The organism is Actinosynnema sp. ALI-1.44, assembly GCF_001984155.1.
Taxonomy (GTDB): Bacteria; Actinomycetota; Actinomycetes; order Mycobacteriales; family Pseudonocardiaceae; genus Kibdelosporangium.
Genome location: NZ_MTQO01000049.1, coordinates 423,985 through 448,702 on the forward strand (window position 1 = coordinate 423,985; position 24,718 = coordinate 448,702).

The window sequence follows — 24,718 nt, forward strand, 5'->3', positions numbered from 1 at the left end:
CGACCACCGCACTGTCACGACAGTCCACCAGGGACGCGACCGGCAGCCCGCTGCAAAGCCCGCCGCGTGAGCACCCGAGCCAAGTGCTGCCGGAAACCGGCACTCGCATGCGGCTCGTCCACCGGATCAGTGTTCCACGCGGCAAGCCCAGCCGCCTGCTCGATGCTCGCCCCTTGCCGCAGGGCAGCCTCCGTGACGCCAGCACGCACAGGCCGGTCACCCATGTTGATCAGCACGACCGATTCCCCGGCAACCGCAACACCGACCAATGCCCACTCCAGCGCCCGTCGCGTGAACTTCTCGAAACCCCAGTGCGTCTGCCGCGGCACCCGAACCGAAACGATCATCTCGCCGAGCCCCAAGGCCGTACGGCACCGACCGAGAAAGAAGTCCCGTGTGTGGACCCGCCGCGCTCCATCCGGCCCGTGAACCATCACGACCCCACCACAAGCCAGCACCGCCGCGGGAACATCCGCCGCGGGATCCGCATGCGCGAGCGACCCCCCGATCGTGCCCCGATGACGTACCTGCCTGTCCCCCACCGAACTCGCCGCTCGCGCAAGCAGCGGCGCGTGCTCTCGAATCACCGGGTCCACCACAAGGTCGCAGAACCGCGTGAGAGCACCGATTTCGACAGTGTCACCATCGAGCCGGACATAGCGGAGCTCAGCCAACGCGCCGACATCAACCAGGACGTCCGGGCTGACAACCCGCAGCTTCATCAACGGCAGCAGGGAATGCCCACCCGCCAGCAAGGCCGCGCCGGGCGAAGCGAGCAGCTCAAGGGCCTCAGCGACCGATCCGGGCCGCCGATAGTCGAAAGGCGCCGGAATCACGACCCGGCCGCCTCAACCGCGTCGACTATGTTCTGATACCCAGTGCAGCGACACAGGTTCCCCTTCAGCGCCAACCGAATCTCGTCCCGATCAGGCTTCGGGTTGTCACGGAGCAAGGACACCACCGCCATGATCATCCCCGGCGTGCAGAACCCGCACTGCGACCCGTGCCGCTCCCGGAACGCCCGCTGCACCGGATGAAGCTCACTCCCGGCGAGCCCTTCCAAGGTCACGACCATGTGCCCAGATGCCTGCGCGGCAAGAATCGTGCACGACTTCACCGACTCGCCGTCAAGCAACACAGTGCAAGCCCCACAAGCACTTGTGTCACAACCGACGTTCGTCGCGGTCAACCCCAGCGTGTCCCGCAGGTAGTGCACGAGCAAGGTGCGGTCTTCGACATCATGGCTGGTGACCGTGCCGTTGACCTCGATCGTCACCTTCATGAGATCGCCTGCCACACTCGCATCGGAGACGCGGGCATGTCCAGATGGTCGACCCCGAGGTGGCTCAGCGCGTCGATCACCGCGTTCTGCACGGCAGGCGCCGACCCGATCGTGCCCGACTCACCGATGCCTTTGACACCCAACGGGTTTCTCGTGGTCGGGGTGGCCATGTCGAGCAACTCGAAATCGGGCAGTTCCGAAGCGCCGACGCCCCAGCACCCGTCGACCAGGCTCCCATCCGGGTGATGACGAACCTCCTCGAACAACGCCTGCGCGATCCCCTGCGCCAAGCCGCCGTGCCGCTGCCCCACGCAGGTCTCCGGATTGATCACACGGCCGGCGTCATCCACCGCGACCATCCGCCGCAGCACAACCCGGCCCGTCTCGGTGTCGACCTCCACCACCGACAGGTGCGCACCGAACGAGTAAGTCGGCTCGGCGTCGTCGAACCAGACATCCGCGGCGAGTTCCTCCGCGGAACACAACTCCGCCCAGGTCAACCCACGAGACGAAGGTGCCCCACGAACCCGCCATACCCCGGCGGTGAGTTCCACATCCCCAGCCGCCGTCTCCAGCATGTCCGCCGCCCGGTCACGAGCTCGATCGACGACAAGATCGACAGCGCGAGACACGGCCGAACCGCCGTACTGCAGCGACCGCGAGCCGAAAGTCCCGGTACCCCTGGCGATCAGGTCAGTATCGCCGTGCCGCACGATCACCTGGTCAACACCCAGCCGGTGGGACACCAGCATGGTGAGCGTGCTCGCAAGTCCTTGCCCGTGCGGCGAACTACCGGTGTGCACGGTCGCCACCCCACCCCGGCCGACGACCACGCGAGCACCCTCACCGACGCCGCCACCACCGGTGACCTCCACATAGCAGCCGATTCCCAGTCCCAGAGCCACGACGTCACCGGCCGCACGGCGACGTTCCTGCTCGGCCCGCAACTCCCGATATCCGCCCGCGGCCAGCACCCGGTCAAGCGCGGTGTGGTAGTCACCGGAGTCGTAACACGCGCCAGTCGGCGTTGTGTACGGGAACGAACGGATGAAGTTGATCCGCCGGACCGCCACGGGATCCATACCGATCCGGGCCGCGAACAAGTCCATCGCCCGCTCAATGGCGGCGGTTGCCTCCGGCCGCCCCGCGCCCCGATAGGAAGCCACCGGCGTGGTGTTCGTCAACACAGCCCGTACACGGGCCTCCACCACGGGAATCCGGTAGGCCCCTGCGGCCATCAGGCAGGTGAACTTGGGCAGGAGCTTCGCCGCGGATCGCGGGTAGGCACCGGCGTCCTGCACCGCGTCGAGCCTGAAAGCGAGCACCGTACCGTCTCGGCGCCCGCCGATGGTGATCGTCTGCCGCTGACCCCGGCCATGGGTCATCGCGACGAGGTTCTCACTGCGTGTCTCGGTCCAGCGAATCGGACGGCCGAGCCGCCGGGCAGCCCAGCCGAGCACCACCACCTCGGGGTCGGCCCCCATCTTGGCACCGAAGGCGCCGCCCACATCCGGAGTGATCACCCGAACCGGAGCCCCGAGCGCGGCCGCGATCAGATCCCTTGCCGCGTGGGCGTTCTGAGTAGGCAGCCAGACAACCAGACGACCGGCGAGCCACACGCAAGCCGCCCCACGCACCTCCAGCGGCAAAGGCGCCAGCCGCTGGTTGACGATCGTGCGCGTGACCACCACTTCACAGCCCTCGAAACCCGCGCCGTCGAATGACGTGCCATGCACGCGCACGACATTGCTGCCGGTTTCAGGAAACAACAGAACCTCACCGGCCAGCGCTTGCTCGACGCCGATCACCGGCTCCAGCGGTTCGTAGCCGACCCGGACGACTGCGGCGGCGTCCGCGAGCCGATGACGATCATCGGCTACAACGAGCGCAACCGGCTCGCCCACGTACCGAACGACATCCCGCGCAAGCCAGGGCTGCACCACCGGCCCCCTGCCTGCCGGAGGGAGATCGAGATCAGCGGCGGTGAACACGTCGGCCCGGCAAGCGGACCCGTCGATCCCGGTGATCCGAGCGTGCGCCACCGGGCTGCGCACGAACGCGCCGTACCGGCAACCGGCCAATGCGGGATCCCGCACATCCTCGACGTACCGGCCACCAGAAGTGATCAGCGCCCAATCCTCGATACGAGCCAACTCTCCTCACCCACAATTCGCGTTTGCCTGTCGCATTGTCCGACGCGCGCCCACCGGGATACGGTGAACACCGGACGAAGGGAGCATCCGGCTTGACCGAGGGAAAATCGCCACTTCAGCCTGATGGCGGCTTGACAGCGATATCGTCCGGCGGGTCACGCTATTGGTCACGGTTCGTCCTGATCTATTGTTGCGGGATACTCGCGGCGACCAGTCTCGGCAAAATGGCGCCGATCTCCCCCACGCTCAGCGCCGAGTTGAAATTGTCGCTCGACGAGATGGCGCTGGTCACCTCGTCGACCACCGCGGTGGCGGCCCTGCTCGGCGTGCCGATCAGCCACCTGATCGGCAGGCTGAACCTCCGGCTGGCACTGCTCGGCGGCTGCGTGCTGATGGGCGTGGCCGGTTTCCTCGGCTCCCGCGCGGGCGGCTACGGATTCCTGCTCGGCACCAGGATGGTGGAAAGCCTGGGGTACGTCACCGTCGTGGTGGCCGCCCCGGTGCTGATCATCGCCATGGGCGAGGGCACCCGCCGGACCGCGGCGCTGGCCATCTGGGGCACGTTCCTCCCGGTCGGGCTGGCGGTGGGGTCGTTCGGCGGCGGCGTGGTCTCCGATGCCTTCGGCTGGCGCTGGTGGCTGGTGGCGAACGCCGTGGTGCTGGCACTGGCCGGGATCGCCGCGGTCCTGGTGCTCGGCCGCGCGGCGACCGGGCTGCCACCCGAACCGGCCGCCGCGCGGCCGGGCGGCCTGCGCAGGCTTGGCCGTCCGCTGCTGCTGGCCGGTGGCCTGGCCACAGTCAGCGGGACGATAGTCGCGATCGTGTCGCTGCTGCCGACCTACCTGCACGACACGCAGGGCCTGTCCATCGCGGCCGCGGGCACGATCACCGGCGCGGTGTCGTTCATCGGCGTCGCCGGGGGGTTCTACGGCAGTTGGCTGCTCAGCCGCGGCGTGCCCGCGCGCCGGGTGTTCCTCGCGACGCTGCTCATGCCCGTCGGTGCCGCCATCGTGTTCTTCGACCTCGACGGGGTCGTGGTCTGCATGGCGGGCGCGGTGCTCATCGCACTGGCGAACGAATTCGTCATCGCGGCGATCTTCGCGTCCATTCCGGATGTGGTCGCCGCGCCGTCCGACATCGGTCTGGCCAATGGGCTGCTTGCCCAAATCGGCAGTATCGGCGCGCTGTCCGGTCCGCCTTTGCTCAGCCTGGTGGTACTCGGCGCGGACGGCTGGTGGGCAATTGTGCCCGCCGCACTCGTGGTCTGCGCTCTCGGCACAATCGTATTGCGGGCCTCGCTTCACCGACCATTGCGGGGGTGATTCATGGACGTCCGATCCCTTCACGAAGAAGCCCAACACCACACCCACCGGTTCGTCGCCGGTATCCAGCCGTCGCACTGGGCCGACCCAACGCCGTGCCCGGACTGGAATGTCCGGCAATTGGTCGGCCACCTCGTGTCCGGAAATCTGTGGGTCCGGGAAATCGGCCTCGGCCGGACCATCGCCGAAGTCGGCGACAGCCTGGACGGGGACCTGCTCGGCGACGACCCGATCGGCGCGCACCGGGCGTCCGTGGCCGCCGCGGTCGAGGCCTTCGGCGCCACCGACGCGATGGAACGCCTGTGGCCGTTGTCGTACGGGCAACGGCCCGGCCGGGTTTACGCCCGGCAGCGGTTCATCGACGTCCTGGTCCACGGCTGGGACATCGCACGGGCCACCGGGCAGGACGACTGGCTGCCGGAGCGGCTCGTCGAGCCGTGCCTTTCCCTGATCGAACGACCTGAAGTCCGCACCGCCTGGGGCTTCGCGTCGGTCGACGCGCCCGCCGGGGCCGGCCCGCAGCAGCGTCTGCTCGCGCTGACCGGCCGATTGTCGTAGCCGGGCCACGGTCACCGCTCGTCGTCGAGTTCGGCCAGCACTTCGTCCTGGTGTTCGCCGAGCAGCGGCGGCCTGCGGTAGATCCCGGCCGGTGTCTCGGTGAAGCGGAGCGGGCAGTCGGCGTAGACCACCGGCCGTGCGTCACCGGCCTGCTCCACCGCGACCAGCATCCTCCTGGCGTGCACGTGCGGGTCGTCGAACAGGTCCGCCGCGTCGTTCACGGGCCCGACCGGGACCCGGCCACCCAGCGCCGCCACGATCTCGGCCGTCGTTCGCTGCGTCGTCCAGTCGGTCATCAGCTGCCGGACGAAGTCCGCGTTCGTCACGCGGTTCAGGTTCGCCCTGGTCCGTTCGTCGTCGATGAGGTCTTCCCGGCCCATCACCTGGCACAGCAGCTGCCAGTGTTTGCTCGTCGGGGCGGCGATCGCGCAGGTGCCGTCCCTGGTCGGGTAGATGTCAAAGGGCGCGAGCTGCGGGTGGCTGTTCCCGGACGGCCTGGTGACCACCCCGGTGTACGAATAGCGGTAGACCGCCGTCTCGCACAACGAGAGCACCGAGTCCATCATGGCCACGTCGACGAACTGGCCCACACCGGTCTCCCTGGCGTGGTGCAAGGCCGCGAGCAGACCGGCCGCCGCCAGGATCGCCGGGTAGAGGTCGCCGATGGTCGGCCCGGTCCGCATCGGCTCGGTCTCGGTCGGACCGGTCATGCTCAGCATGCCGCCCATCGCCTGCGCGACGATGTCGTAGGCGGGCCAGTCCAGATAGGGGCTCTTGCCGGTGCGCGGGTCACCGAAGCCCCGGATGGCCGCGTACACCATTCGAGGATTGCGAGCGTGCAACTCCTCGTACGCCAGGCCCAGCCGTTCCATCACGCCGGGCCGGAAGTTCTCCACGAGCACGTCCGCTCGATCCACCAGGCGCAGCACCGTGTCCCGACCGTCCGGAGTGGTCAGGTCGAGCACGATACCGCGCTTGTTGCGGTTGATGCTGCCGAACAGCCCGCCGATGCCGCGCTCGGTGTCGTCCTTGGTGAACGGGCCGCTGAACCGCGGCAGATCACCGCTCGGCGGCTCGATCTTGACCACGTCGGCGCCAAGGTCGGCGAGCAGCATGGTGCAGAACGGCCCGGACACCGCCCTGGTCAGGTCCACCACTCGCAGGCCGCGCAACGGGCCCGTCGGGTCCGGCCGCATCGGCGCGGCCCGCTCGTGGCTTCGCAGGTGCGAGGGTTCTTCGTGGCTAGCCAACGCGTTGTGTTCCTTCCCATGCGTTCACGGCCGGATCGCAGATGTAGCGGACCGGCCGGAACGTGACCGCTCCGGCCAGCGACACCACGGAGATCGGATGCGTCGGGGTCAGCCTCGGCTCACCCCACGCCGCCGCGTCGAAGGTGGTCAGCAGCGGACGACCACGGACCACCTCGGCCACCTCGTAAGTCCGTTCGACCTGGATGAGCCGCACCCCGTGCGGGGTGTGGGCCAGATGCATGGCGTCGGTGAACTGCAGGTCCCCGGCGGACAACACCTGCGGACCAAGCAGCCGCATGTCCAACACGGTCACGCCGTCCCGGCGGACCACGGCGGTCGTGCCGTGGTAGTGCCGCGACAGTTCGACCTCGCCGGGCAGGACCCGGAAACCCCACCGGTCCGCGAGCAGGTTCCCGACGTCCGTCTCGGACACGAAACACGACACGTGGAAGCCGCGGCTGCGCACCCCGCTGCGGCACACGATCCTGGTCTCCGCGAGCGTGAACGGGCCTGCGTCGCTCTCGCCGACCGTCAGCACGCTGACGGTGATGGCCGCCGGGTTCACCGGGTGCAGCGCGGGCGGCAGCACCGCCTGCCGCGGGGCGCTGCCGACCTCGTAGATCATCTGGATCAGCTCCGCGCCTCGGCACTCAAGCGGCTGGGTGGCCATGGCCGACACCACGGGCGCGCTGCCGGCCATGGCGACGGGGTCGGCTGTTCCGCTCAGCATCAATGCTTCTCCTCGGTGAAGTGCGGCATCACTTCTCGTGCGAACAGCCGCATGCTGTCGAGCACCTGCTCCTGCGGGATGACGTTGGCGGTGTTCAGCACGAAGTTGATGCCGTCGACACCGATCGACTCCCAGATCTTGATCGCCTCGACGATCCGGTCCGGCGCGCCGATCGCGACCCCGTCGGGCACCGGCCGCCGCTGGCCGGGGCTGTCGTCGCGGGCCGTCGCCACCACACCGGCCGCGAGGTTGCCCAGCGACTGGTACGCCCGCGTCGGGTAGACCTCCCGCGCCCACAACAGGTGGCTGTTGAGCAGGCCGAACTGGGTGAACATCGCTCCGCCGACCCGGCCGGCGGTGGCGTCGTCCTCGTGGCAGAACAGGTAGTTCTGGGTGGTGATCTGGTCGTTGACGTGGCCGACCGGCTCGCACTGCTGGATGCGCTTGCGGTACTCGGTGGTCCGCCGCTCCTGTTCGCGGAAGCTGGCCGCGGCCACCCCGAGGCACCCGATGCCGCGGTCGGCGGCGTCCCGCTCGGTTCCCGGCGAGGTCACCGTGACCCACAGCGGCGGGTGCGGCTGCTGCGTCGGCTTGGGCACCACCGGGCGTTCCGGGAACGAGAACGTCGTGCCCTGGTAGGCCACTCGCTCCTCGGTCCACAACCGGGGCAGCACGTGCACGAACTCGTCCCAGGACATCTTGGTCGAGTCCGGGTCGGCCAGGAACCCGCCGAGTTCGGTGAACGTCGCCGCCCGCGCCGTGCCGACGTCGAGCCTGCCGCCCGACAGGATGTCCAGCGCCGCGGCCCGTTCAGCGACCCGGATGGGATGGTTGATCTGCGGCACGCAGACCACCCCGCCGTGCGCGACGCGCAGCCTGGTCGTCGACATCGCGACAGCGGTGAGGAACACCTCCGGCGCAGAACAGTGCGAGTACTCCTGCAGGAAGTGGTGCTCGACCGCCCACGCGGTACCGAACCCGAGTTCGTCGGCGAGCCGGGCCTGTTCCAGCGCGTCCTGGTAGGCCTGGGTCTCGTCGGCGCGGGTCAGCGGCTGGGGGACGGACAGTTCGAAGAAGATCCCGAATTTCATCTCAAGACTCCTGGTGAACGCTCGGCGGCGGCACCCGCACGCCCGCTGCCATGATCAGCTCCGGCTGCTCGAGAGCAGTCATGTCGCGCAAGGGGTCGCCGCGCACCGCGAGCACATCCGCGCGGCGGCCCGGTTCGAGCACGCCGGTGTCGGCGAGGCCGAGGTGCTCGGCCGCGCCGGACGTGGCGGCGATCAGCGCGCGCCGCGGCGACAGCCCGATCCCGGCCGCGCCGACCAGCGCGGCCAAGTCCGCCGGGTAGTCCCCGAAACCCCGTTCCGGCACCCCCGCGTCCGATCCGGCGACCATCGGCACCCCCGCGGCGAGCAGCTTGCGGAACACCTCGCGGATGGACGTCTGCTTGTCGTGCACCCTCTTCGCGACCGGTGCGGGTCCCTCTCGGTCGCGGCGCAACGCACCGCTGACGGTCGGGACGAACGCCACTGCGTTCTCGGCCATCAGATCCGCCGTCGCGGGGTCGTAGCCGACACCTTCCGGCGTCTCGAACAGACAGTGCTCCACGGTGTCCACATCGCACTCGGCGGCCCACCGGATGCTCTGCGGATCGTAGGCGTGCACGGCGACCGGCATCCGCAACCGCCTGCTTTCCGCCACACAGGCCCGCAGCTCGTCCCGGCTGAACTGCGGCGCCAGCGGATTCGTGCCGGGGGTGAGGTTGCCGCCGCTGAGCATCAGCTTGATCCAGTCCGCGCCGTCCCGCACCTGGCGGCGGATGGCGACCCGGATGTCCATGGCGGAGTCGCACTCGTGCGCGAACCAGTGGCAATGACCGCCGGTGACCGTGATCGGCTGCCCGCTCGTGACCACCCGCGGCCCGGGGATGCGACCGTCGGCCACCGCGTCCCGGACGGTGAACCCGACCTCGTTGACGATCCCCAGATCCCGGACGGTGGTGACGCCGGACTCCACGGCCAGCCGCAGGTTTCGCACAGCGCGCACGGTCAGCGCCGCGATCCCGGTCCGCGCGTCCTTGAGGTAGTCGCGGACCGGCCGGGACGAACCGGACAGCGCCAGGTGGACGTGACCGTTGATCAGCCCGGGTAACACGGTGGTGCCCGGCAAGTCGATCCTCGGCAGCGCCGTCATCGAGTCGCCGAGTTCGGCGACGCGGCCCACCGCGCCGATCCGGTCACCTTCGATCAGCACGAACCCGTCCTGCAGCGGGTGTGCCGCCCGGCCGTCCCACACGCGGTCCGCGACGATCAACCTGCGGTCCGACGTGGCCTCCGGACGGCGCTGCGGGACGCGGGCGTTGGTGATCGTCGCCCCGTTCTCCATCACGTGGCACCGGCGAGGTCGGCGAGCACCGACGGTCCGGACAGGTGGATCGTGTCGGCCCGGTCCGGACCCACGCTCACGGCGGTTATCCGGACACCGAGCAGGGACTGCAGGAACTCGACGTACCGCAGTGCCTCGCCGGGCAGCGCACCGGCACCCCGCGCCGCGACCCGTGGCCAGTCCTGATCGGGCCAGCCCGGGAGGCTGCGCACGACAGGGGTCAACGCCGCGACTTGCTTGAGCCGCACCGGATAGGAGGCCACTTCCCGGCCGTCTATCTCATAGCCGGACACCACACGCACCTCGGGCAGGCCCGCCAGCACATCCAGATTGGTCAGGCACAGCTCGGTGATGCCTTCCGTCTCGATCGCACGGCGTGCCAGTGGTACGTCGAACCAGCCCACCCGGCGACGGCGGCCGGTGACCGTGCCCCATTCCTTGCCCCGGGTGATCAGGTGCTCGGCCACATCGCCGGTGAGCTCGCCGACCAGTGGGCCGCCACCGACCTGCACCATGTACGCCTTGGCCACACCCAGCACGCTGAAGTCGTGCGCGGGTGAGGTGCCGGTGCCGACGGTGACGCCACCGGCACCGCAGTACCCGCTCGTCACATAGGGATACGTGCCCTGCTCGAGATCGAGGTTGAAGCTCTGGGCGCCTTCGTAGATGATGTGCCGTCCCTCGGCTCGCTTCTCCCGCAGCCACGCCGGCACGTCACACAGCCACGGCTCCAGTTCACGGCCCGCCGCGCCGTACTGCTCCACCAGCCTCGCCACGTCCTCCTCGACCGTGGTCGTGGGTAGCTCACGCTCGTAAACATGGTGCAGCAGAGCCCTTTTCAACGGCACCAGCCGCGAAAGCCTGGCCTCAAGGAGGGTTTCGTCGAGCAGGTCGACCATCCGCAGCCCGATCCGGCCGACCTTGTCCTCCCGGCACGGGCCGACACCGCGGTTGGTGGTCCCGATCCGACCGGTGCCGGTGACGAATCCGGTCGCCGCGGACGTCGCGACCTCCGCGCCACGCCACGCTTCCTCGGCGCCGTCCTGGTCGATGTGGTACGGGAACACGACGTGCGCGGTCTCGCTGATCCACAACCGGGGGTCGAGCCCGGCCGCCCGCAACTCGGCGAGCTCGGCCAGCAACGAGACCGGCTCGATCACGCACCCGCTGCCCAGCACGCCGACACAACCCTGCAGCACGCCGGACGGCAACTGCACGAACCGGTACTCGCGGCCGTCCACCACGACCGTGTGCCCGGTGTTCGGACCGGCCTGGTACCGCACGACCGCGTACGCGCCGCGGCTGGCGATGTCGGTGAACTTGCCCTTGCCCTCGTCCCCGGCCTGACAGCCGACGATGATCACGTCCATGCCCGGTTACCTCCCAGCCGGGGTGATCGACGCCAGCCGGTCCATCACCTTGTCCAGATCCCGCGCACCCCAGATCCGGGTGCCGGTCCACAGTTCGCACAGCGACCGGTACATCTCACCGGCCAGCTCCACCAGTTCACGCGGCAGCGGGTCCGGTGCGGGCCAGGTCTCCCTCGGCCGTCCACTTCGGACCCAGTCTTCGACCTGGCCCTGCAGCCCGGTGTCGGCGTAGTGGTCGCGCATCACCTGTTTGCCGACGTGGTGACCGTCGAGCAGCAGCCGGGCCTCGTCCGGTGTCCCGGCGTGGTCGACGAGGACGAGTTCGCCGCTGTCGTCGCGACCGAACTCCACCTTCCCGTCCGCGTGCACGAGCCCGAGGTGCTCGGCGTGCGCGGTGATCACCTCGTCGACGAGCCGGGTCACCGCTTCGAGCCGGGTGAGCTGGTCGTCGGAAAGACCGCCGACGGCCCCGGCCTCGGGCCGGGTGATGAACCGGTCGATCTCCTCCAGTTTCGTGGTGTACTCGATGACGGGCCTCGACAACACCGTGCCGGGGCCGGGTGCGGCGTCCAGGCCGATGTCCGCCGGGGTCAGCCTGCCGAGTTCGATCCGCCGCAGCACCGAGGACCCCGGCGGGATGGTGTTGCGGAAGATGACCTGCAGCGGCACGAGGTGGTTGACGTCATCCGGGCGCAACGGCCGGACGGCCGGATCCAGCCTGCGCAGCAACGTGAACTCCATGCCACGCGGCGGCCGGAAGCCGAGGTAGTGGCTGCGCACCCCCTCGGCCGCGAGCATCTCGAAGTTGAACACCGCGATCCGGCAACTGCTTTCGCCCTTGCCGGGGATCGCGTCGGGCAGTTTGCCGAAGTGGAAGATCGAGTAGTCGTCGGTGAACTCGAACACCCCCGCGCCGGCGCGGTCACCGGTTGGCTCCCGCAGCACGCGCAGGTTCTTGGTGGAGAAGCTCTTCGGCAAAACTGCTCCCTTTCAGTCGATGACGACGCCGCCGTCCAGCACGGGCACCCAGTCGATGCCTGCCGGGACGTTGCGCGCGCCGCTGAACCAGAAGTCCCGCACGACGTCCTGCTCACGGAGCTTTTCCAGCCACCGCACCGCTGCCTGCGGCCGACGGGTGAACGCGTAGCACATCGGCCCTTCGGAACTCATCGCGATGCCGTCGATCTCGTCGCGGGCCCGGACCTCGGACAGCAGGTACCGGACCTGGTCGGACTGCATCTCGATCTGCCGTTGCTTGAAGTAGCTCCGGTAGGTCAGGAAATCCAGGAACTCGCAGAACGCCTGGTAGTCCGCTTCGGCGACCGAGGTCGCCAGGTTCATCAGCACCGCGTGCGCGGTCCGCCTGGCCTCCTCGGCCGGGATGGGCAGCGTGCGGTGGAAGAACTCGCGCTCGACCTCGCCGTGCATCTGGTTGCCGTTCGGGATGATCACCAGGATCGGCCACGGCGGGAACGGCGTGGAGATCAGCACCGGTGGCCTCCTGCCGCCACCGGCGTACCGGGTGGGCACCAGGTAGCGTTTGGGATCCTCGCCGAAGTCGTCCGGGTTGCGGTGCCCGCCGTCCACGAGGAACCCGCCGCGCTCGATCAGGTTGGGACTGGCCCCGGACGTCCCGGCCCGCCCGGCGGCCTTGGCGATCTCGGCACCGTCGATCTGCCTGCCCGCCAGTACCGCGTACGCGCGGCCAACGGCGACAGCGGTGGTCGTTCCCGACCCGAACCCGGTGTGCGGGGGCAGGCCCTTGCGGATGATCACCTTGGCAGGCGGCCCTTCCCACATCTCCCGCAGCCGTTGCAGGAGCCGTAGAACGGCATCCCGGTGCGCCGAGCCGTTCTCATCGGCCTCGAACTCGAGGTCCTCACCGGGCACCAGCAGCGCCTCGAAGCCGGGCGATCGCAACGCCATCGACGCCATGCCGTTGCGGCGGCCGGTTTCCCCGTTGAGGTCGATCAGGGTGAAACTGACGCGGCACCCGGTCCGGACGCGCACTCCCCATTCCGCCGCGTCCACTACGACTTCTCCGTTCCCTGCTCGGTGATCGGGCCGGCGAACACCAGTTCCTCGTAGGTGTCGGCGGTGTCGATCAGCTTCCAGCGGCGCATCCAGGCGTGCGCGCGCTCGAACTCGGCCCGCGTGTAGGGCTCAGGCTGGACATACCGCAGCCTCGGCAGGTGGAAGTCGTCCTGCCCGATCTCGCCCGCGAACACGTCGGGCAGCGCGTCGATGAGGTAGTGCAGGTACCGGCGCTTGTCCGCGTTGATGTCCGTCACCGCGCGGCCGATCGCCCTGTTGCACAAGGCGTACGTCTCCGCGGTGAAGTCCGGTGAGGACAGTTCGAGACCGGCGTAGTGGGTCTCGATGACCTTCTGGAAACCCTGCTTCTCGGCGAGCGTGATCCACGGCTCGGCCAGCGCGACCGCCGCGGCCTCACCTCGCTGGACCGCGCGGTAGCCCTCCAGCGTGTGGTAGCCGACGACGTTGATCTCGTCCGGCTCCAGGAAGCCCTCCAGCATCTGGATGGCCGCGTAGTGGTTGCCGTTGTGGTAGCTGACCGCGATCGGCGCGCCTGCCAGGGTCTGCGGGTAGACGTACTTCGACCCGGGCGCCGACAGCAGGGCCATCACGGCCACCGACGACCGCTTGCCCAGGATCTTCGCGCCGCGTTTGCTGTCGGCGGCGCGCCGGATCTGTCCCCACTCGCACGCCCGGTAGACGTCGACCTGTCCCTCCTCGAACGGGACGTGGTTGCGAATGGAGTCGACCAGCCGGTGGTCGTCGACCGGTTTGGCCAGGCGCTGGTCGGCGCGGTTCTCCACGAATTCGACCCGCACGTCCTCGTCGGCGAAGTACCCGTGCTCGTCGGCGACGAGCCAGGGCAGCGCGAAGATCGCGGACGGGCCGATTCCCTCGGTGCGAACGATCGTTGTCATACGGATGACCTCCTTCCTGGTCACAGCGGGACGCGAGACTGCCCCACCCGAAGTACCCGGTTTGCCTGTGCGTTGCCGATCGAGAGGCTCTCGGCGTGCGGCAGGCCGGACAGCAGGCCGTAGAGAAACCCCCCGGCGAACGCGTCTCCGGCGCCGATGGAACTGCGCACGGGCAACTGGTCCGCGGTCACGACGTGTCGGCTGTCCGGCGCGTACAGCACCGCCCCGCGATTTCCCATCGTCACCACGGCCAGCACGTCGCGCCGGCTCAGCCCGGTCGCTTCGGCGTCCATCGAACCGCTTTCCGACAGGGCCTTGTATTCGTTCTCGTTGCCGAGCACGACGTCGACACCGTCGGCGAGGATCGCCTTGAACCTGTGCCTGTTGGCCGCGACCACCGTCTTGTCCGACAGGGCCATGATCCGCCTGATGCCCAGCCCGGCCGCTCGCCGCGAGGCCAGCCGGGCCACTTCCATTCCGTCCTCGGACGCCAGGAGATACCCCTCGATCAGCACGCCGTCGCAGTCCGGGCGGCCCGCGAAGTACCTTTCCGCGTCCGCCCGCAGCGTGCGCAGCCGCCACGGTTCGCCCTGCCAGATCAGGAACGCGCGCTCGCCGTCCGGCAGCAGGAACGCCAGGCAGCGTCCGGCCATCCCGGTCGGCTGACGGCCGAGTGGCAGTTCGACCCCGCGGTCGAGCAGGTCCCGGCTGATCGCTTCGGCGAGGTCGTCCGCCATCGACGTCGTGACGAGTGCGGCACGCCCGCCGCAGCCGGCGAAGGCGACACAGGTGTTCGCCGCGCTGCCACCGGCCGAGACCCGACCGCCACCCAGTGCGGCCATCGCCTCGTCCAGTTCGGCGCGATCGCGGAACACAGCGGTGCCCGGAGCGACTCCCCAGCGCTCACAGGTCCCTGGTCGCACCGCGATGACGATGTCGGCGAGCGGATCGCCGAGCGCGGCCAGATGTGGCCGCCGGGTCACGTCAGACAAGCTTGGGGATCACCTCTTCCGTGAACAACAGGAACGACCGGTGGCTCAGCGGCGCGCACATCAGGTAGTGCAGGCCGATTTCCTCCCGCAGTCGCCTGATCTGCTCGACCACCCGTTCGGGACTGCCGTGGATGATGACGTCCTGGACGTACCGTTCCTGCGGTGAACGGGTGTCCTGCGCCTTTTCCTCGGCACTGGCGAGGCGGATCTTCTTCGACAGACCGCGGCGCCTGGGGTCGCGCATCGACGAAACGGTCCACTCGGCGCCCTGGGCCGCGACCTCGATGGCCTCGGCGTCCGTCGGCGCGACCGCGACGAGCCTGGCCATCGGCGTGACCCGGTCGTCGGCGGAATGGCCGGCGGCTCGCAGCCCACGCCGGTAAGCCGCGTACTTCACACCGATGTCCGCGTGGCTGGAGTGCGGGTCCATCAGGATGGAGTGCCCCGCCTTCGCCGACCACTCGATCGCGTCCAGCGACGAGGCGGCCAGCCACACCGGCGGATGCGGTCGCTGCACCGGTTTGGGCAGCACCTCGACGTTGTCGAACGAGTGGAACTCGCCCTGGTAGCTGAGCCGGTCGGTCTGCCACGCCCGGAGCACGATGTCGACGTTCTCCCGGAACCTCGCGTAGCTGCTCGGCAGGTCGAGGCCGAACACCCCGAACTCCTGGGGATCGTTTCCCCGGCCCGCGCCCCAGTTGACCCGCCCGTCCGACAGCACGTCCAGCAGCGCGATCTCCTCGGCCAGCCGGAGCGGGTGGTACATCGGCGCCAGCGTCACCGCGGTTCCGATCCGCAACCGTTCGGTGCGGGCCGCGATGTGCGTGCCCATCATGCTCACCGACGGTGAGACGGAGTGGCTGGTGAAGTGGTGTTCGGCCAGCCACACGGCCTCGTAACCGCCGGAGGACTCCATGATGTCGATGCGCTCGAACGCCCGCCGGTAGACCTCCGGGATGCTCCGGCGCCGTCCCGGCCACGAGAAGAACTGCAGAACGCCGAACTGAAGCCGCGGGGCCATCGCCGATCACCCCAGCTTCGCGGTGCGGTCGTAGGTGATCTCGGGATCCGTCAGCACGTTCACCAGGTACGGCCGGTCGGACGCGAACGCCCGCTCCAGCGCCGGTCTGATGTCCCCCGGCCGTCGCACCACTTCCCCGGCACCGCCGAGCGCTTCGACGACCTGGTCGTACCGGCAGCCAGGCCGCAGGTCGGCGGCCACATCCGAGCCGTAGAGCTTGCGCATGGGATGCTTCTCCAGCCCCCAGATCCCGTTGTTGCCCATGACCATCGCCACCGGCAGCCGGTGCCGGACCAGGGTGTCGACGTCCATCGCGGAGAACCCGAACGAACCGTCGCCCAGCAGCAACGCGATCTGCTTGCCCGGATGCCGCAGCCGGGCGGCGATCGCGTAGCCGATGCCACTGCCGAGGCAGCCGAACGGCCCGGCGTCCAGCCAGCAGCCGGGCACGTGGGAATCCAGGTACCGGCCGGCGTAGGACACGAAATCCCCGCCGTCCCCGATGATGATCGCGTCGCGGTCGAGGACCTGCTTGAGCTCGCCGATGATCCTGGCCGGGTGGATCGGCTCGCTGTCCGCCTCGAGTTCGGCCCGGTCCGTGGCGCGCTTGGCGTGCTCCTGATCGCGCAACTGGCTGATCCACTGCTCGTGGTCGCGCCGGTCTCCGTGCCACGCGGCCATTCCGGCCAGGATCCCCGACAGGTCCCCCGCTGGGGAGGAGTCCGCGTCCACCTTGGCCGACCGCTGGCTCGGGTCGTTCACGATGTGCACAACCGTCGCGGAACCGAAACGACCGAACGACAACCTGAAGTCAAGAGGAGTTCCGACCACGGCAACGACATCGGCTTGCTTGAGCGCGCTTCTGGTGCGTGCGAAGGCCAGTTCGTGGTCGGCGGGAAGACAGCCGCGGCCCATGCCGTTGGCGAACACCGGCACGCGCAACGACTCGGCGACGCGGCGCAACGCATCCCACGCACCGCCCCACCAGACGTCACCACCCGCGACGAGGACCGGCCGTTCGGCGCACGCGATGAGCCCGGCGGCTCGCTCGATCGCCGCCCCGTCGACCGCCTGCTGCTCGGAAACCCCGACGCGCGGAGGATCCGCCGCGCTCCGCTGGTGCAGCACGTCGATCGGGAAGTCGAGGAACACCGGCCCCCGGTGCGGGGTCGTCGCGACCCTGATCGCCTCCTGCACCTCGCTCGTGATCCGACCGGGCTCGGTGACGGTCCGGGCGAGCTTGGTCAGCGACTGGACGATGGGCACGTGGTCGAGTTCCTGCAACGACCCCGCGCCCCAACGCTTCTGGGCCGCCCGGCCGCCGAGCACCACCAGCGGGGACCCGGTGAACTGGGCGGTGGCGATGCCGCTGATGCCGTTGGTGACACCCGGCCCCGCGGTCAGCACCGCGACACCCGGGCCACGGCTGAGCTTGGCGTATCCCTCGGCAGCGAACACCGCAGTCTGTTCGTGCCGGACGTCGACGATGCGCAGACCGGCGTTCGCGGCGGCATGCAGAAACGAGAAGATGTGGCCGCCGGACAACGTGAAGATGGTGTCCACACCGGCCGCCCGCAGGACCGCGATCGCGTGGTCACCGCCTTCGCCGTCCAGCGCGACGGCCGTGCTGATGGTGCCCGAACTCATCGTTCCTCCCGGTCAGGCTCCTACTTCGTAGAGATGCCCCGGTTGCATGTCGAGACCGTTCATGACCTGCCACAGGCAGGACAACGCCTTCAAGACGTTCCTTGCCTGATAGGGCGCCAGTTCGCCGATGCGTTCGTCGGCCAGCCGCCGCACGGCCTCGTAGGCGGCCACCAGCTCGGCTTCGGTGTCGGTGATCTCTCTGCCCAGACAGTTCCTCACAAGGGCGCTCCCGTTCCGATGACCGTCCGTTCGTCGCGAACCCGGCGCGCTTTGAGTTCGAATCGGGGCAGCGTTCCGGGTTCGACCGCCCGGACATCGATACGCAGCCCTTCGGTCGCCTTCGCCAGCTCGGTCGCCAGTTCCGGCAGAACCTTCCGGTCGCCGGGATCGGTGAGTTCGACGAGCACCTCGATCTCGTCCCGGATTCCCTCGGCGGTGTAGAGGTGGACCTGGAACTCGTCGACGACCGGGTACTCCCGCACGATCGCCTCGATCGCCCGCGGGTAGACGTTGGTGCCGCGGACGAGTTTCATGTCGTCCACCCGGCCGTGGATGCCGCCGTGGTAGATGTCCCACGTCCGGCCGCACGAGCAGTCACTGCCCGGCACACGCGTCACCAGATCGCCCGTCCGGTAGCGCAGCAGCGGGATGAACCCGCGGCCGAAGGAAGTCACCACGCGCTCGCCCAGAGTGCCGTACGGCACAGGCGATCCCGTGTCCGGATCGATCACCTCTTCGAGGAAGTGATCCTCGATGACGTGCGTGCCACCGGGTTGTGCCGCGCACTCGAACATCATGATGGTGCCGAGTTCGGTCATCCCCGCGGTGTCCGCCGCCTTGGCGCCCCACTCGGACTCGAGCAGCCGCTTGGTCGCCGGGATGGATCCGGCCGGTTCGCCGGAGAGAACGATCCGCTCGACCGGACCCGCGGGCAGATCGATCCCGAGCCGCCTGGCCTCCTGCGCCAGGCGGAGCGCGTAAGTGGGTGTCGAGCACACGACCGTGGCGCCGAGTTCGACGATCTGCCGCAGCCGCATCTCGGTGGTCAGGCTGCCGCCGGGAAGCACGAGGCAGCCGATCTTCTCGCACGCGTAGTGGGCGCCCCAGAACCCGATGAAGCTCCCGTAACCGAACGCGACGAAAACCCGGTCCGCCGGTCGCACCCCGAATCCCCAGAACGCGTAGCACCACATCTCAGCGATCCACTCCCAGTCCTTCATGCTGTCCAGCACGCGGATCGGGGTCCGGCCGGTGGTGCCCGAGGTGAGGTGGTGGCGGATCGCGCTTTCCGGTGGCGCCGCGAGCAAGTCGCCGTACGGTGGCGCGGCGCACTGCGACTCCATCCACGCATCCCTTGTCAAGAACGGAATCTTGGAGATGTCCGCAAGGGATTCCAGGGAGTTCGGCGTGACGCCCGCGGAGCGCAACAGCTCTGCCTGCAGTCCGTTGCCAGTCAGCGCCCAGCCGACGGCGGCCCTGAGCTTGACCAGCTGCAGCGCCTCGATCTGTGGCCTTGGCATGGTTTCGTGCAGTGGGTGCCAGTACTCGTATTCGTCCATTGACGTCTTTCGATTGACCTATGTGGACTGTGTACCAACCTTGAGCTCACGGAACGGTATGTCCTTGTCGGCTTCGGGTTCTCTTGGCAGGCCAAGGACTCGCTCACCGATCAGGTTGCGCTGGATCTCGTCGGTGCCGCCCGCGATGGACAGCGACTGCACTGAAAGAGCCATCTGCTGGAACGCGCCGCGCTCCACTGTCTCGTTGCCCACGAGCATGCCTTCGGCGCCCAGCAGCGACAGGCTGACATCCCTGGCGTGCCGCCCGAGTTCCGAGGCGACGAGCTTGCCGATCGACGCCTCCGGGCCTGGCCGGTGGCCTTGGCGTGCGGCCTCGCGCAGCCGCTGGATCCGCAGCCGGTTGGTCTCCGCGATCGCGTACATCGTCATCAGGCGTTGGCGCACCACAGGGTCGGCGCAACGGTTCAGCCGTTGAGCGAGTTCGATCACCGCCGTCGGAGTCCGGGTGCCCCGGGTGACCGGCTGGCCCCGCTCGGCCCGCGCGGCCCGCTCGACCAGCTCACGGATCGGACGGCCGAGCATTCCGCAGCGGCGACCGGGAAGCGCGGCCCGCGCCGGCCGCAGGACGCCGGCTCCACCGACCTCTTCCCGTTCGTAGGCCAGGCTTGCCCTGGCCAGCGGCCACCCCTGGCCGCACTCGCCGATCAGGTTCTCCGCCGGGACGAAGACATCGGACAGGAAGACTTCGTTGAAGCTGGCCCGGCCGTTCATCTGCCGGATCGGCCGGACCTCGATGCCGGGCTGGTCCAGATCGGCGACGAAGTAGCTGATGCCTTGGTGTTTCGGCACGTCCGCGTCGGTCCTGGCCAGCACGAGCCCGCGGTCGGCGTGCTCGGCCTCCCTGGACCACAGCTTCTGCCCGGTCAGCCGCCAGCCGCCGGGCACGGGCACGGCACGCAGCTGCAGGCTGGCGAGATCCGAGCCCGCGCCCGGTTCGCTGAACAGCTGGCACCACGACTCCTCACCCGCCGCCAGCGCGGGCACCCAGCGTCGACGTTGTTCGTCGGTTCCGTATGCGAGCAGTACCGGTCCGCCGACCATTTGCCCGACGCCGCCGGGAGGCCCGAGAGCACCCGCCGCGTCCAGCTCTCCGGCGATGATTCTCACTTCTTTACGATGCAGACCACGGCCGCCCATACCCGTCGGCCACGCCGGAAAAGCGAACCCGGCGGCGGCCAATTCCCGCCACCAATCACCCAGCAGCAGGTCGTCCCGCCAATGGGCCGACAACCATTCTCTCACCTCGGTGCGGAGTTCACGCATGGCGTCACGCGCGTCGCCCACTCAGCGACCACCCCCCTGAGCCGGCCAATGATCGGATATACCCACCGTAAACGAACGAACGACGCTGCGCAATGGCGACTAAAAACGATCTTCCACGCCCGACGCAAAATTCGAAACTCCGTTATGGATCTCTCATCGTGTCCATATTGAATTGTCGCATCGGGACGACCAACTGATCATAGTCCGAGATCAGCGCACCCGCGGTCCCGGACGATGAAAAGATCGACAGCCCGTGGGGCAACCGCCACAACCGCTACCACCACGGCCCTCCCGGAAGGCATCGTTGCCCAGGGCCGGACAGATGCGTTAACATTGGGAAATTCACCGGACCAACCACCGTAACCGGGTATACGCCTACACCGGGCGGTATATTCTGTTAATGATCGTCATCCGGTCGGCCCATTAGCCGAACCGGCCACTCCGACCAACCACGTGAGCCGACCGAGCGAAGGGAACGCAATTGGCACTACCCTGAGTAGTCGCCACATTCCGTGTCCGACGATCGGACGGTATCCGCTGATACCCTTCGGTGACACCCGGGCGAATTCGCCGGATGCCCGGTGCTATCTTCCCAGTCATGCATGAGATCTCACCGTCGGCCGAGCTGACTCCCGGGCAGATGGACAGCCAGTGGCCGGAGATCGAGCACCTCGGGGTGCGCGCGACCGTGTGCTATATCCGGCGCAACGGAAAGATACTTCTCCAACTGAAAGCGGACCACAAATTCGGCGGCGGGCGCTGGAACGGTCCGGGCGGCAAACTCGAACCCGGCGAGGACCCGCACACCGCCATCGTCCGCGAAGTACGGGAGGAGACCGGCCTGGTCATCGCCGATCCGGTCTTCCACGGCGTGATCGCCCTGTCCTTCGGCGTGCCGGAGACCTATCGCCTGACCGCACACGTCTTCACCACCGACACCTTCAGCGGCAGCCCGCAGGGCGGCGCGGAGGGCAGGCTGCGCTGGTTCGCCGAGGACAAGATGCCCTACCACCAGATGTGGGTCGACAACCGCTACTGGTTGCCGATCGTGCTCGACGGCGGCCACGTGCGGGCGTTGTGCGTCTTCGACGGGATCGACGGCCACACCATGCTCGACTGCCGGCTCGCCACCCGGCTGACCCCATGATCCTGCGTATCGGGAGGTCATAGTGCCCGACGGGCCTGTAAGCGCCATGCGGCTCAAGTACGGCCTCAATCCGCAACAAGCCTGGGCTGAGGCCACGACGGCCGACGGCAGCCCCTTGCCCTTCTCGGTACTCAACGGCACGCCGTCGGTCATCAACCTGCTGGACGCCTTGCAGGGCTGGCAACTCGTGACGGCCGTGAGCGAGGCGCTCGGTCTCGTGGCCGCCGCGTCGATGAAGCATGTCTCCCCCGCGGGCGTGGCCGTCGCGGGCGAACTCGACGACGCGACACTGGCCACGTTCGGTTCGGGCAGCACGACATCCGAGGTGGCCGCGGCCTACATCCGGGCCAGGGACTGCGATCCGCGTTCGTCCTACGGCGACATGGTGGCCCTGTCCCATCCGGTCGACCTGCCCGCCGCGCGACTGCTGGCCCGTGTCGTGTCGGACGGCGTCATCGCGCCGGGATACGAGCCTGGGGTGGCCGAGATCCTCGCCCGCAAGAAGCGCGGTGCCTTCCTCGTGCTCGCAATGGATCCGGGTTACCGGCCGGGTGAGCGGGAAGCCCGGGACGTCTTCGGTGTCCGGATCACCCAGGACAGCGACCCGCTGCGGATATCCGGCGAGACGTTCCCCGCCCTGTCCGCCGACGCCATCCTCGGCCTGCTGACCGTTCGCCACACCACGTCCAACTCCGTCGCGTACGTCCAGGATGGCCGCACCATCGGGATCGGCGCGGGCCAGCAGTCCCGGGTGGACTCCGTGCGGCTGGCGGGCGAGAAGGCCGACCGGTGGCGGCTGCGCCGGCATCCCAGGATCGCCGGAGCGCAGTTCCCCGCCGGTATGTCCCTACAGCAGCAGGTCAACGCCCGGATGGCGCTGGTCGAGGGACAGCTCGCGGCTGATCTGCCGATCGAACCGCTTTCCCCCGGCGAAGCGGAGAAGTGGCTCGCTGCCGCGCCGCCGTGCACCCTCGTGTCGGACGGGTACCTCCCGTTCCGGGACAATGTGGACGTCGCGGCACAGCACAGCGTCGGCTGCATCGTCGAAGGTGGCGGATCCCGGCGCAGCGGGGAGGTCGACGAGGCCTGCCGGGAACACGGCATCGAAGTGGTCCGCACCGGACTGCGGCTGTTCCACCACTGATGGACAGCCGGCTGTTCGACAACGTGCGGATCGACACGTTGGCCCAGCGGAGAACCCTGAAGTGGGGCAAGCACGGGGTGGCCACGCTGGGTGCGTGGGTGGCCGAGATGGACTTCGACCTCGCGCCTGCCATCCGGCATGCCTTGCACGAGGCCGTGGAGCGCGGCGAAACCGGATATCCGTTGCGGGACATCCGCACCGGCGTGCCTGAGGCGTGCGCTGACTGGCTGGCGACGACGCTCGCGTGGCAGGTGCCCGCCGAGCAGATCTTCCTGATCCCGGACGTGGTCACGGGTCTCGGTCTCGGCATCGAGTTCTACTCCGTGCCGGGGTCCGCCGTCGTCGTCCCCACCCCGGCGTACCCGCCGTTCTTCGAGGTCGTCGCGGCCGCCGGGCGTCAGCTGGTGGAAATACCGATGACCCAGGGCAACGCACTGGATCTCGACAGGATCGACGCGGCGCTGGCCGCGGGCGCGGGCACCCTCCTGTTATGCAACCCGCACAACCCGCTGGGGCACGTGTTCTCCAGGACGGAGTTGCTGGAGCTGTGCGACATCGTGACAGCCCGTTCGGCACGGGTGATCGCCGACGAGGTGCACGGCCCGCTCACCTACCCGGGCGCGCGTTACATTCCGTACGCCTCAGTGTCTCCCGCCGCGGCAGCACACACCCTGACGTTGATATCCGCGTCCAAAGCGTGGAATGTCGCTGGACTCAAGTGCTGTCAGGTGATTCTGACCAACGCGCCCGACGTCAAACGGTGGCGCGAGATTCCCTTCCACGCCCGGCACGGCGCGAGCACGCTCGGCATCGTCGCGAACCTCGCCGCCTACACAGCAGGTGACCCGTGGCGGCAGGGCCTGATCGCGTATCTGGACGGCAACCGCCATTACCTGGCCGACACACTGCCGCAGGTGCTGCCCGGCGTGGGCCTGCGGCCACCGGACGCGACGTACCTGGCCTGGCTGGACTGCCGGCAGCTCGGCATGGATCACCCGGCCGGGTATTTCCTGCGGCACGCCGGAGTGGCATTGAGTGACGGGGCGGTGTTCGGCGCACCCGGCCGTGGTTTTGCCCGGCTCAATTTCGCGACATCGCGCGCGATCCTGACGAGGATCGTCGACGCGATGGCCGAAAGCGCGCACATCAAGCAGTAGCGCGAATTCCAGCCGAATCGACCGTGAGGAACTCCCCGGAGATCCCAGGGGAGTGCACGAGCAATTCGGCGACGTCGACCACACAGGCCGGATCTCCGGCGTCCGCCGAAAACACGGCGTTGACGGTCACCCCGGTTCCGGAAAGCTCACTCGCGACCGACCGCACCAGCCCGGCGGTCGCATTCCGGGCAAACGTGCCGCACTCCGATGACATGATCACGATCCGCCCCCAGCCACGCCCGGCCATCCCCGGCACGGCCCGCCGGATGCACCGGAACGGCACCCCGAGACCAGCGTCCAGCAGCAGGTCCCACTCCGTGTCGGCGGTGGCGAGCAACGGGCCGGCGACAGCGCGGGCAACCCGGACGAACAGAATGTCCACGACCCCCATCCGCCGCTCGACCGCGTGGAAAACATCATCGACCTCGGCCGGTGAGGCGATATCGGACTGAATACGAAGCAGCCGACCGAAATCTCCGCTCTGTTGATCAAGATTCGGCGCAGCCAGCGCGACCGAGTGCCCGGCGTCCACCATTCGGCCTACCGCGATCAACCCGATCTCGAAGTGGCTTTCAGCAACGAGACAGTTTCTCACGACCACAACCCGAGCGTGCCACAAACCCAGCCACGGCCCAACCCCTTTCAGGCTGGTTCACCGGCCGCCACCAGAGCGGCGTTTCGGTTCGCGGAGCGTGGCGCGGCTCAGCCACGAGAAGCGCCTTATACCGCCGGATGGGACAGCGGTTGCCAGTCGATGTCGACG

The 24,718-nt window shown here is 68.7% G+C and carries 23 protein-coding genes; 5 read left to right on the top strand and 18 right to left on the bottom strand.

Going from position 1 to position 24,718, the window contains the following annotated elements:
• Positions 1-14 precede the first annotated feature (14 nt).
• Genes ALI144C_RS31800 through ALI144C_RS31810 form a run of 3 tightly spaced genes read right to left on the bottom strand, consistent with a single transcriptional unit; the run spans position 15 to position 3,435 of the window.
• On the bottom strand, positions 15-836 hold the full coding sequence (locus ALI144C_RS31800) for an FAD binding domain-containing protein (protein ID WP_076990855.1): 822 nt from the start codon (positions 834-836) through the stop codon (positions 15-17).
• A complete protein-coding gene (locus ALI144C_RS31805) occupies positions 833-1,282 on the bottom strand; it encodes a (2Fe-2S)-binding protein (RefSeq protein WP_076991015.1) in 450 nt (149 codons plus the stop codon). The genes ALI144C_RS31800 and ALI144C_RS31805 overlap by 4 nt, the downstream gene beginning before the upstream one ends.
• On the bottom strand, positions 1,279-3,435 hold the full coding sequence (locus tag ALI144C_RS31810; protein WP_076990856.1) for a xanthine dehydrogenase family protein molybdopterin-binding subunit: 2,157 nt from the start codon (positions 3,433-3,435) through the stop codon (positions 1,279-1,281). Before ALI144C_RS31810 ends, ALI144C_RS31805 begins: the two co-directional genes overlap by 4 nt.
• Before the next feature lie 131 nt (positions 3,436-3,566).
• Between ALI144C_RS31810 and ALI144C_RS31815 the strand changes: the two genes are divergently transcribed.
• Together ALI144C_RS31815 and ALI144C_RS31820 are read left to right on the top strand one after the other, a co-directional pair.
• The gene (locus ALI144C_RS31815; protein WP_076990857.1) at positions 3,567-4,757 is read left to right on the top strand and encodes an MFS transporter; all 1,191 of its coding nucleotides are present in this window, start codon (positions 3,567-3,569) and stop codon (positions 4,755-4,757) included.
• 3 nt (positions 4,758-4,760) lie between these two features.
• The gene (locus ALI144C_RS31820; RefSeq protein WP_076990858.1) at positions 4,761-5,315 is read left to right on the top strand and encodes a TIGR03086 family metal-binding protein; all 555 of its coding nucleotides are present in this window, start codon (positions 4,761-4,763) and stop codon (positions 5,313-5,315) included.
• A gap of 11 nt (positions 5,316-5,326) precedes the next feature.
• Here the strand turns inward: ALI144C_RS31820 and ALI144C_RS31825 are convergent, their stop codons facing one another.
• Genes ALI144C_RS31825 through ALI144C_RS31890 form a run of 14 tightly spaced genes read right to left on the bottom strand, consistent with a single transcriptional unit; the run spans position 5,327 to position 20,528 of the window.
• Positions 5,327-6,565 (bottom strand): CaiB/BaiF CoA transferase family protein, encoded by a 1,239-nt coding sequence (locus tag ALI144C_RS31825; RefSeq protein ID WP_237774411.1) that lies wholly within the window; start codon positions 6,563-6,565, stop codon positions 5,327-5,329.
• Complete coding sequence (locus ALI144C_RS31830; protein ID WP_076990860.1) at positions 6,558-7,295, bottom strand: acetoacetate decarboxylase family protein; 738 nt, start codon at positions 7,293-7,295, stop codon at positions 6,558-6,560. The genes ALI144C_RS31825 and ALI144C_RS31830 overlap by 8 nt, the downstream gene beginning before the upstream one ends.
• Positions 7,295-8,386 carry an LLM class flavin-dependent oxidoreductase gene (locus tag ALI144C_RS31835; RefSeq protein ID WP_076990861.1) on the bottom strand — a complete coding sequence of 364 codons (1,092 nt, stop codon included), beginning with the start codon at positions 8,384-8,386 and terminating at the stop codon, positions 7,295-7,297. Before ALI144C_RS31835 ends, ALI144C_RS31830 begins: the two co-directional genes overlap by 1 nt.
• Position 8,387: 1 nt before the next feature.
• Positions 8,388-9,683, bottom strand: coding sequence for an amidohydrolase family protein (locus tag ALI144C_RS31840; protein WP_083753560.1), 1,296 nt, complete (start codon positions 9,681-9,683; stop codon positions 8,388-8,390).
• Positions 9,683-11,053, bottom strand: a complete 1,371-nt coding sequence (locus ALI144C_RS31845; protein WP_076990862.1) for an adenylosuccinate synthase — start codon at positions 11,051-11,053, stop codon at positions 9,683-9,685. Before ALI144C_RS31845 ends, ALI144C_RS31840 begins: the two co-directional genes overlap by 1 nt.
• A 6-nt stretch (positions 11,054-11,059) precedes the next feature.
• Positions 11,060-12,031 carry a phosphoribosylaminoimidazolesuccinocarboxamide synthase gene (locus tag ALI144C_RS31850; RefSeq protein ID WP_076990863.1) on the bottom strand — a complete coding sequence of 324 codons (972 nt, stop codon included), beginning with the start codon at positions 12,029-12,031 and terminating at the stop codon, positions 11,060-11,062.
• A 12-nt stretch (positions 12,032-12,043) separates the two neighbouring features.
• Positions 12,044-13,084, bottom strand: coding sequence for a beta-ribofuranosylaminobenzene 5'-phosphate synthase family protein (locus tag ALI144C_RS31855; protein WP_168211390.1), 1,041 nt, complete (start codon positions 13,082-13,084; stop codon positions 12,044-12,046).
• Complete coding sequence (locus ALI144C_RS31860) at positions 13,084-14,004, bottom strand: ABC transporter substrate-binding protein (RefSeq protein ID WP_076990864.1); 921 nt, start codon at positions 14,002-14,004, stop codon at positions 13,084-13,086. The genes ALI144C_RS31855 and ALI144C_RS31860 overlap by 1 nt, the downstream gene beginning before the upstream one ends.
• 20 nt (positions 14,005-14,024) lie before the next feature.
• On the bottom strand, positions 14,025-14,987 hold the full coding sequence (locus tag ALI144C_RS31865) for a carbohydrate kinase family protein (protein ID WP_076990865.1): 963 nt from the start codon (positions 14,985-14,987) through the stop codon (positions 14,025-14,027).
• Between the two features lies 1 nt (position 14,988).
• A complete protein-coding gene (locus ALI144C_RS31870) occupies positions 14,989-16,017 on the bottom strand; it encodes an LLM class flavin-dependent oxidoreductase (protein ID WP_076990866.1) in 1,029 nt (342 codons plus the stop codon).
• Between the two features lie 6 nt (positions 16,018-16,023).
• Positions 16,024-17,664, bottom strand: coding sequence for an acetolactate synthase (locus tag ALI144C_RS31875; RefSeq protein WP_076990867.1), 1,641 nt, complete (start codon positions 17,662-17,664; stop codon positions 16,024-16,026).
• 12 nt (positions 17,665-17,676) lie between these two features.
• The gene (locus ALI144C_RS31880; RefSeq protein ID WP_076990868.1) at positions 17,677-17,883 is read right to left on the bottom strand and encodes a hypothetical protein; all 207 of its coding nucleotides are present in this window, start codon (positions 17,881-17,883) and stop codon (positions 17,677-17,679) included.
• Positions 17,880-19,184 (bottom strand): phenylacetate--CoA ligase family protein, encoded by a 1,305-nt coding sequence (locus ALI144C_RS31885; RefSeq protein ID WP_202819100.1) that lies wholly within the window; start codon positions 19,182-19,184, stop codon positions 17,880-17,882. Before ALI144C_RS31885 ends, ALI144C_RS31880 begins: the two co-directional genes overlap by 4 nt.
• Before the next feature lie 57 nt (positions 19,185-19,241).
• Positions 19,242-20,528 (bottom strand): acyl-CoA dehydrogenase family protein, encoded by a 1,287-nt coding sequence (locus ALI144C_RS31890; protein ID WP_083753562.1) that lies wholly within the window; start codon positions 20,526-20,528, stop codon positions 19,242-19,244.
• A gap of 577 nt (positions 20,529-21,105) precedes the next feature.
• Between ALI144C_RS31890 and ALI144C_RS31895 the strand changes: the two genes are divergently transcribed.
• From ALI144C_RS31895 to ALI144C_RS31905, 3 genes are read left to right on the top strand one after another with little or no spacing between them, the layout of a single operon-like run.
• A complete protein-coding gene (locus ALI144C_RS31895) occupies positions 21,106-21,654 on the top strand; it encodes an NUDIX domain-containing protein (protein WP_168211391.1) in 549 nt (182 codons plus the stop codon).
• A 22-nt stretch (positions 21,655-21,676) separates the two neighbouring features.
• On the top strand, positions 21,677-22,798 hold the full coding sequence (locus ALI144C_RS31900) for a 5-aminoimidazole-4-carboxamide ribonucleotide transformylase (RefSeq protein WP_202819101.1): 1,122 nt from the start codon (positions 21,677-21,679) through the stop codon (positions 22,796-22,798).
• Positions 22,798-23,955, top strand: coding sequence for a MalY/PatB family protein (locus ALI144C_RS31905; RefSeq protein ID WP_076990871.1), 1,158 nt, complete (start codon positions 22,798-22,800; stop codon positions 23,953-23,955). Before ALI144C_RS31900 ends, ALI144C_RS31905 begins: the two co-directional genes overlap by 1 nt.
• On the opposite strand, the gene ALI144C_RS31910 is transcribed toward ALI144C_RS31905, so the two are convergent.
• A complete protein-coding gene (locus ALI144C_RS31910) occupies positions 23,945-24,556 on the bottom strand; it encodes an SDR family oxidoreductase (protein WP_330359627.1) in 612 nt (203 codons plus the stop codon). The genes ALI144C_RS31905 and ALI144C_RS31910 overlap by 11 nt on opposite strands.
• Positions 24,557-24,718 lie beyond the last annotated feature (162 nt).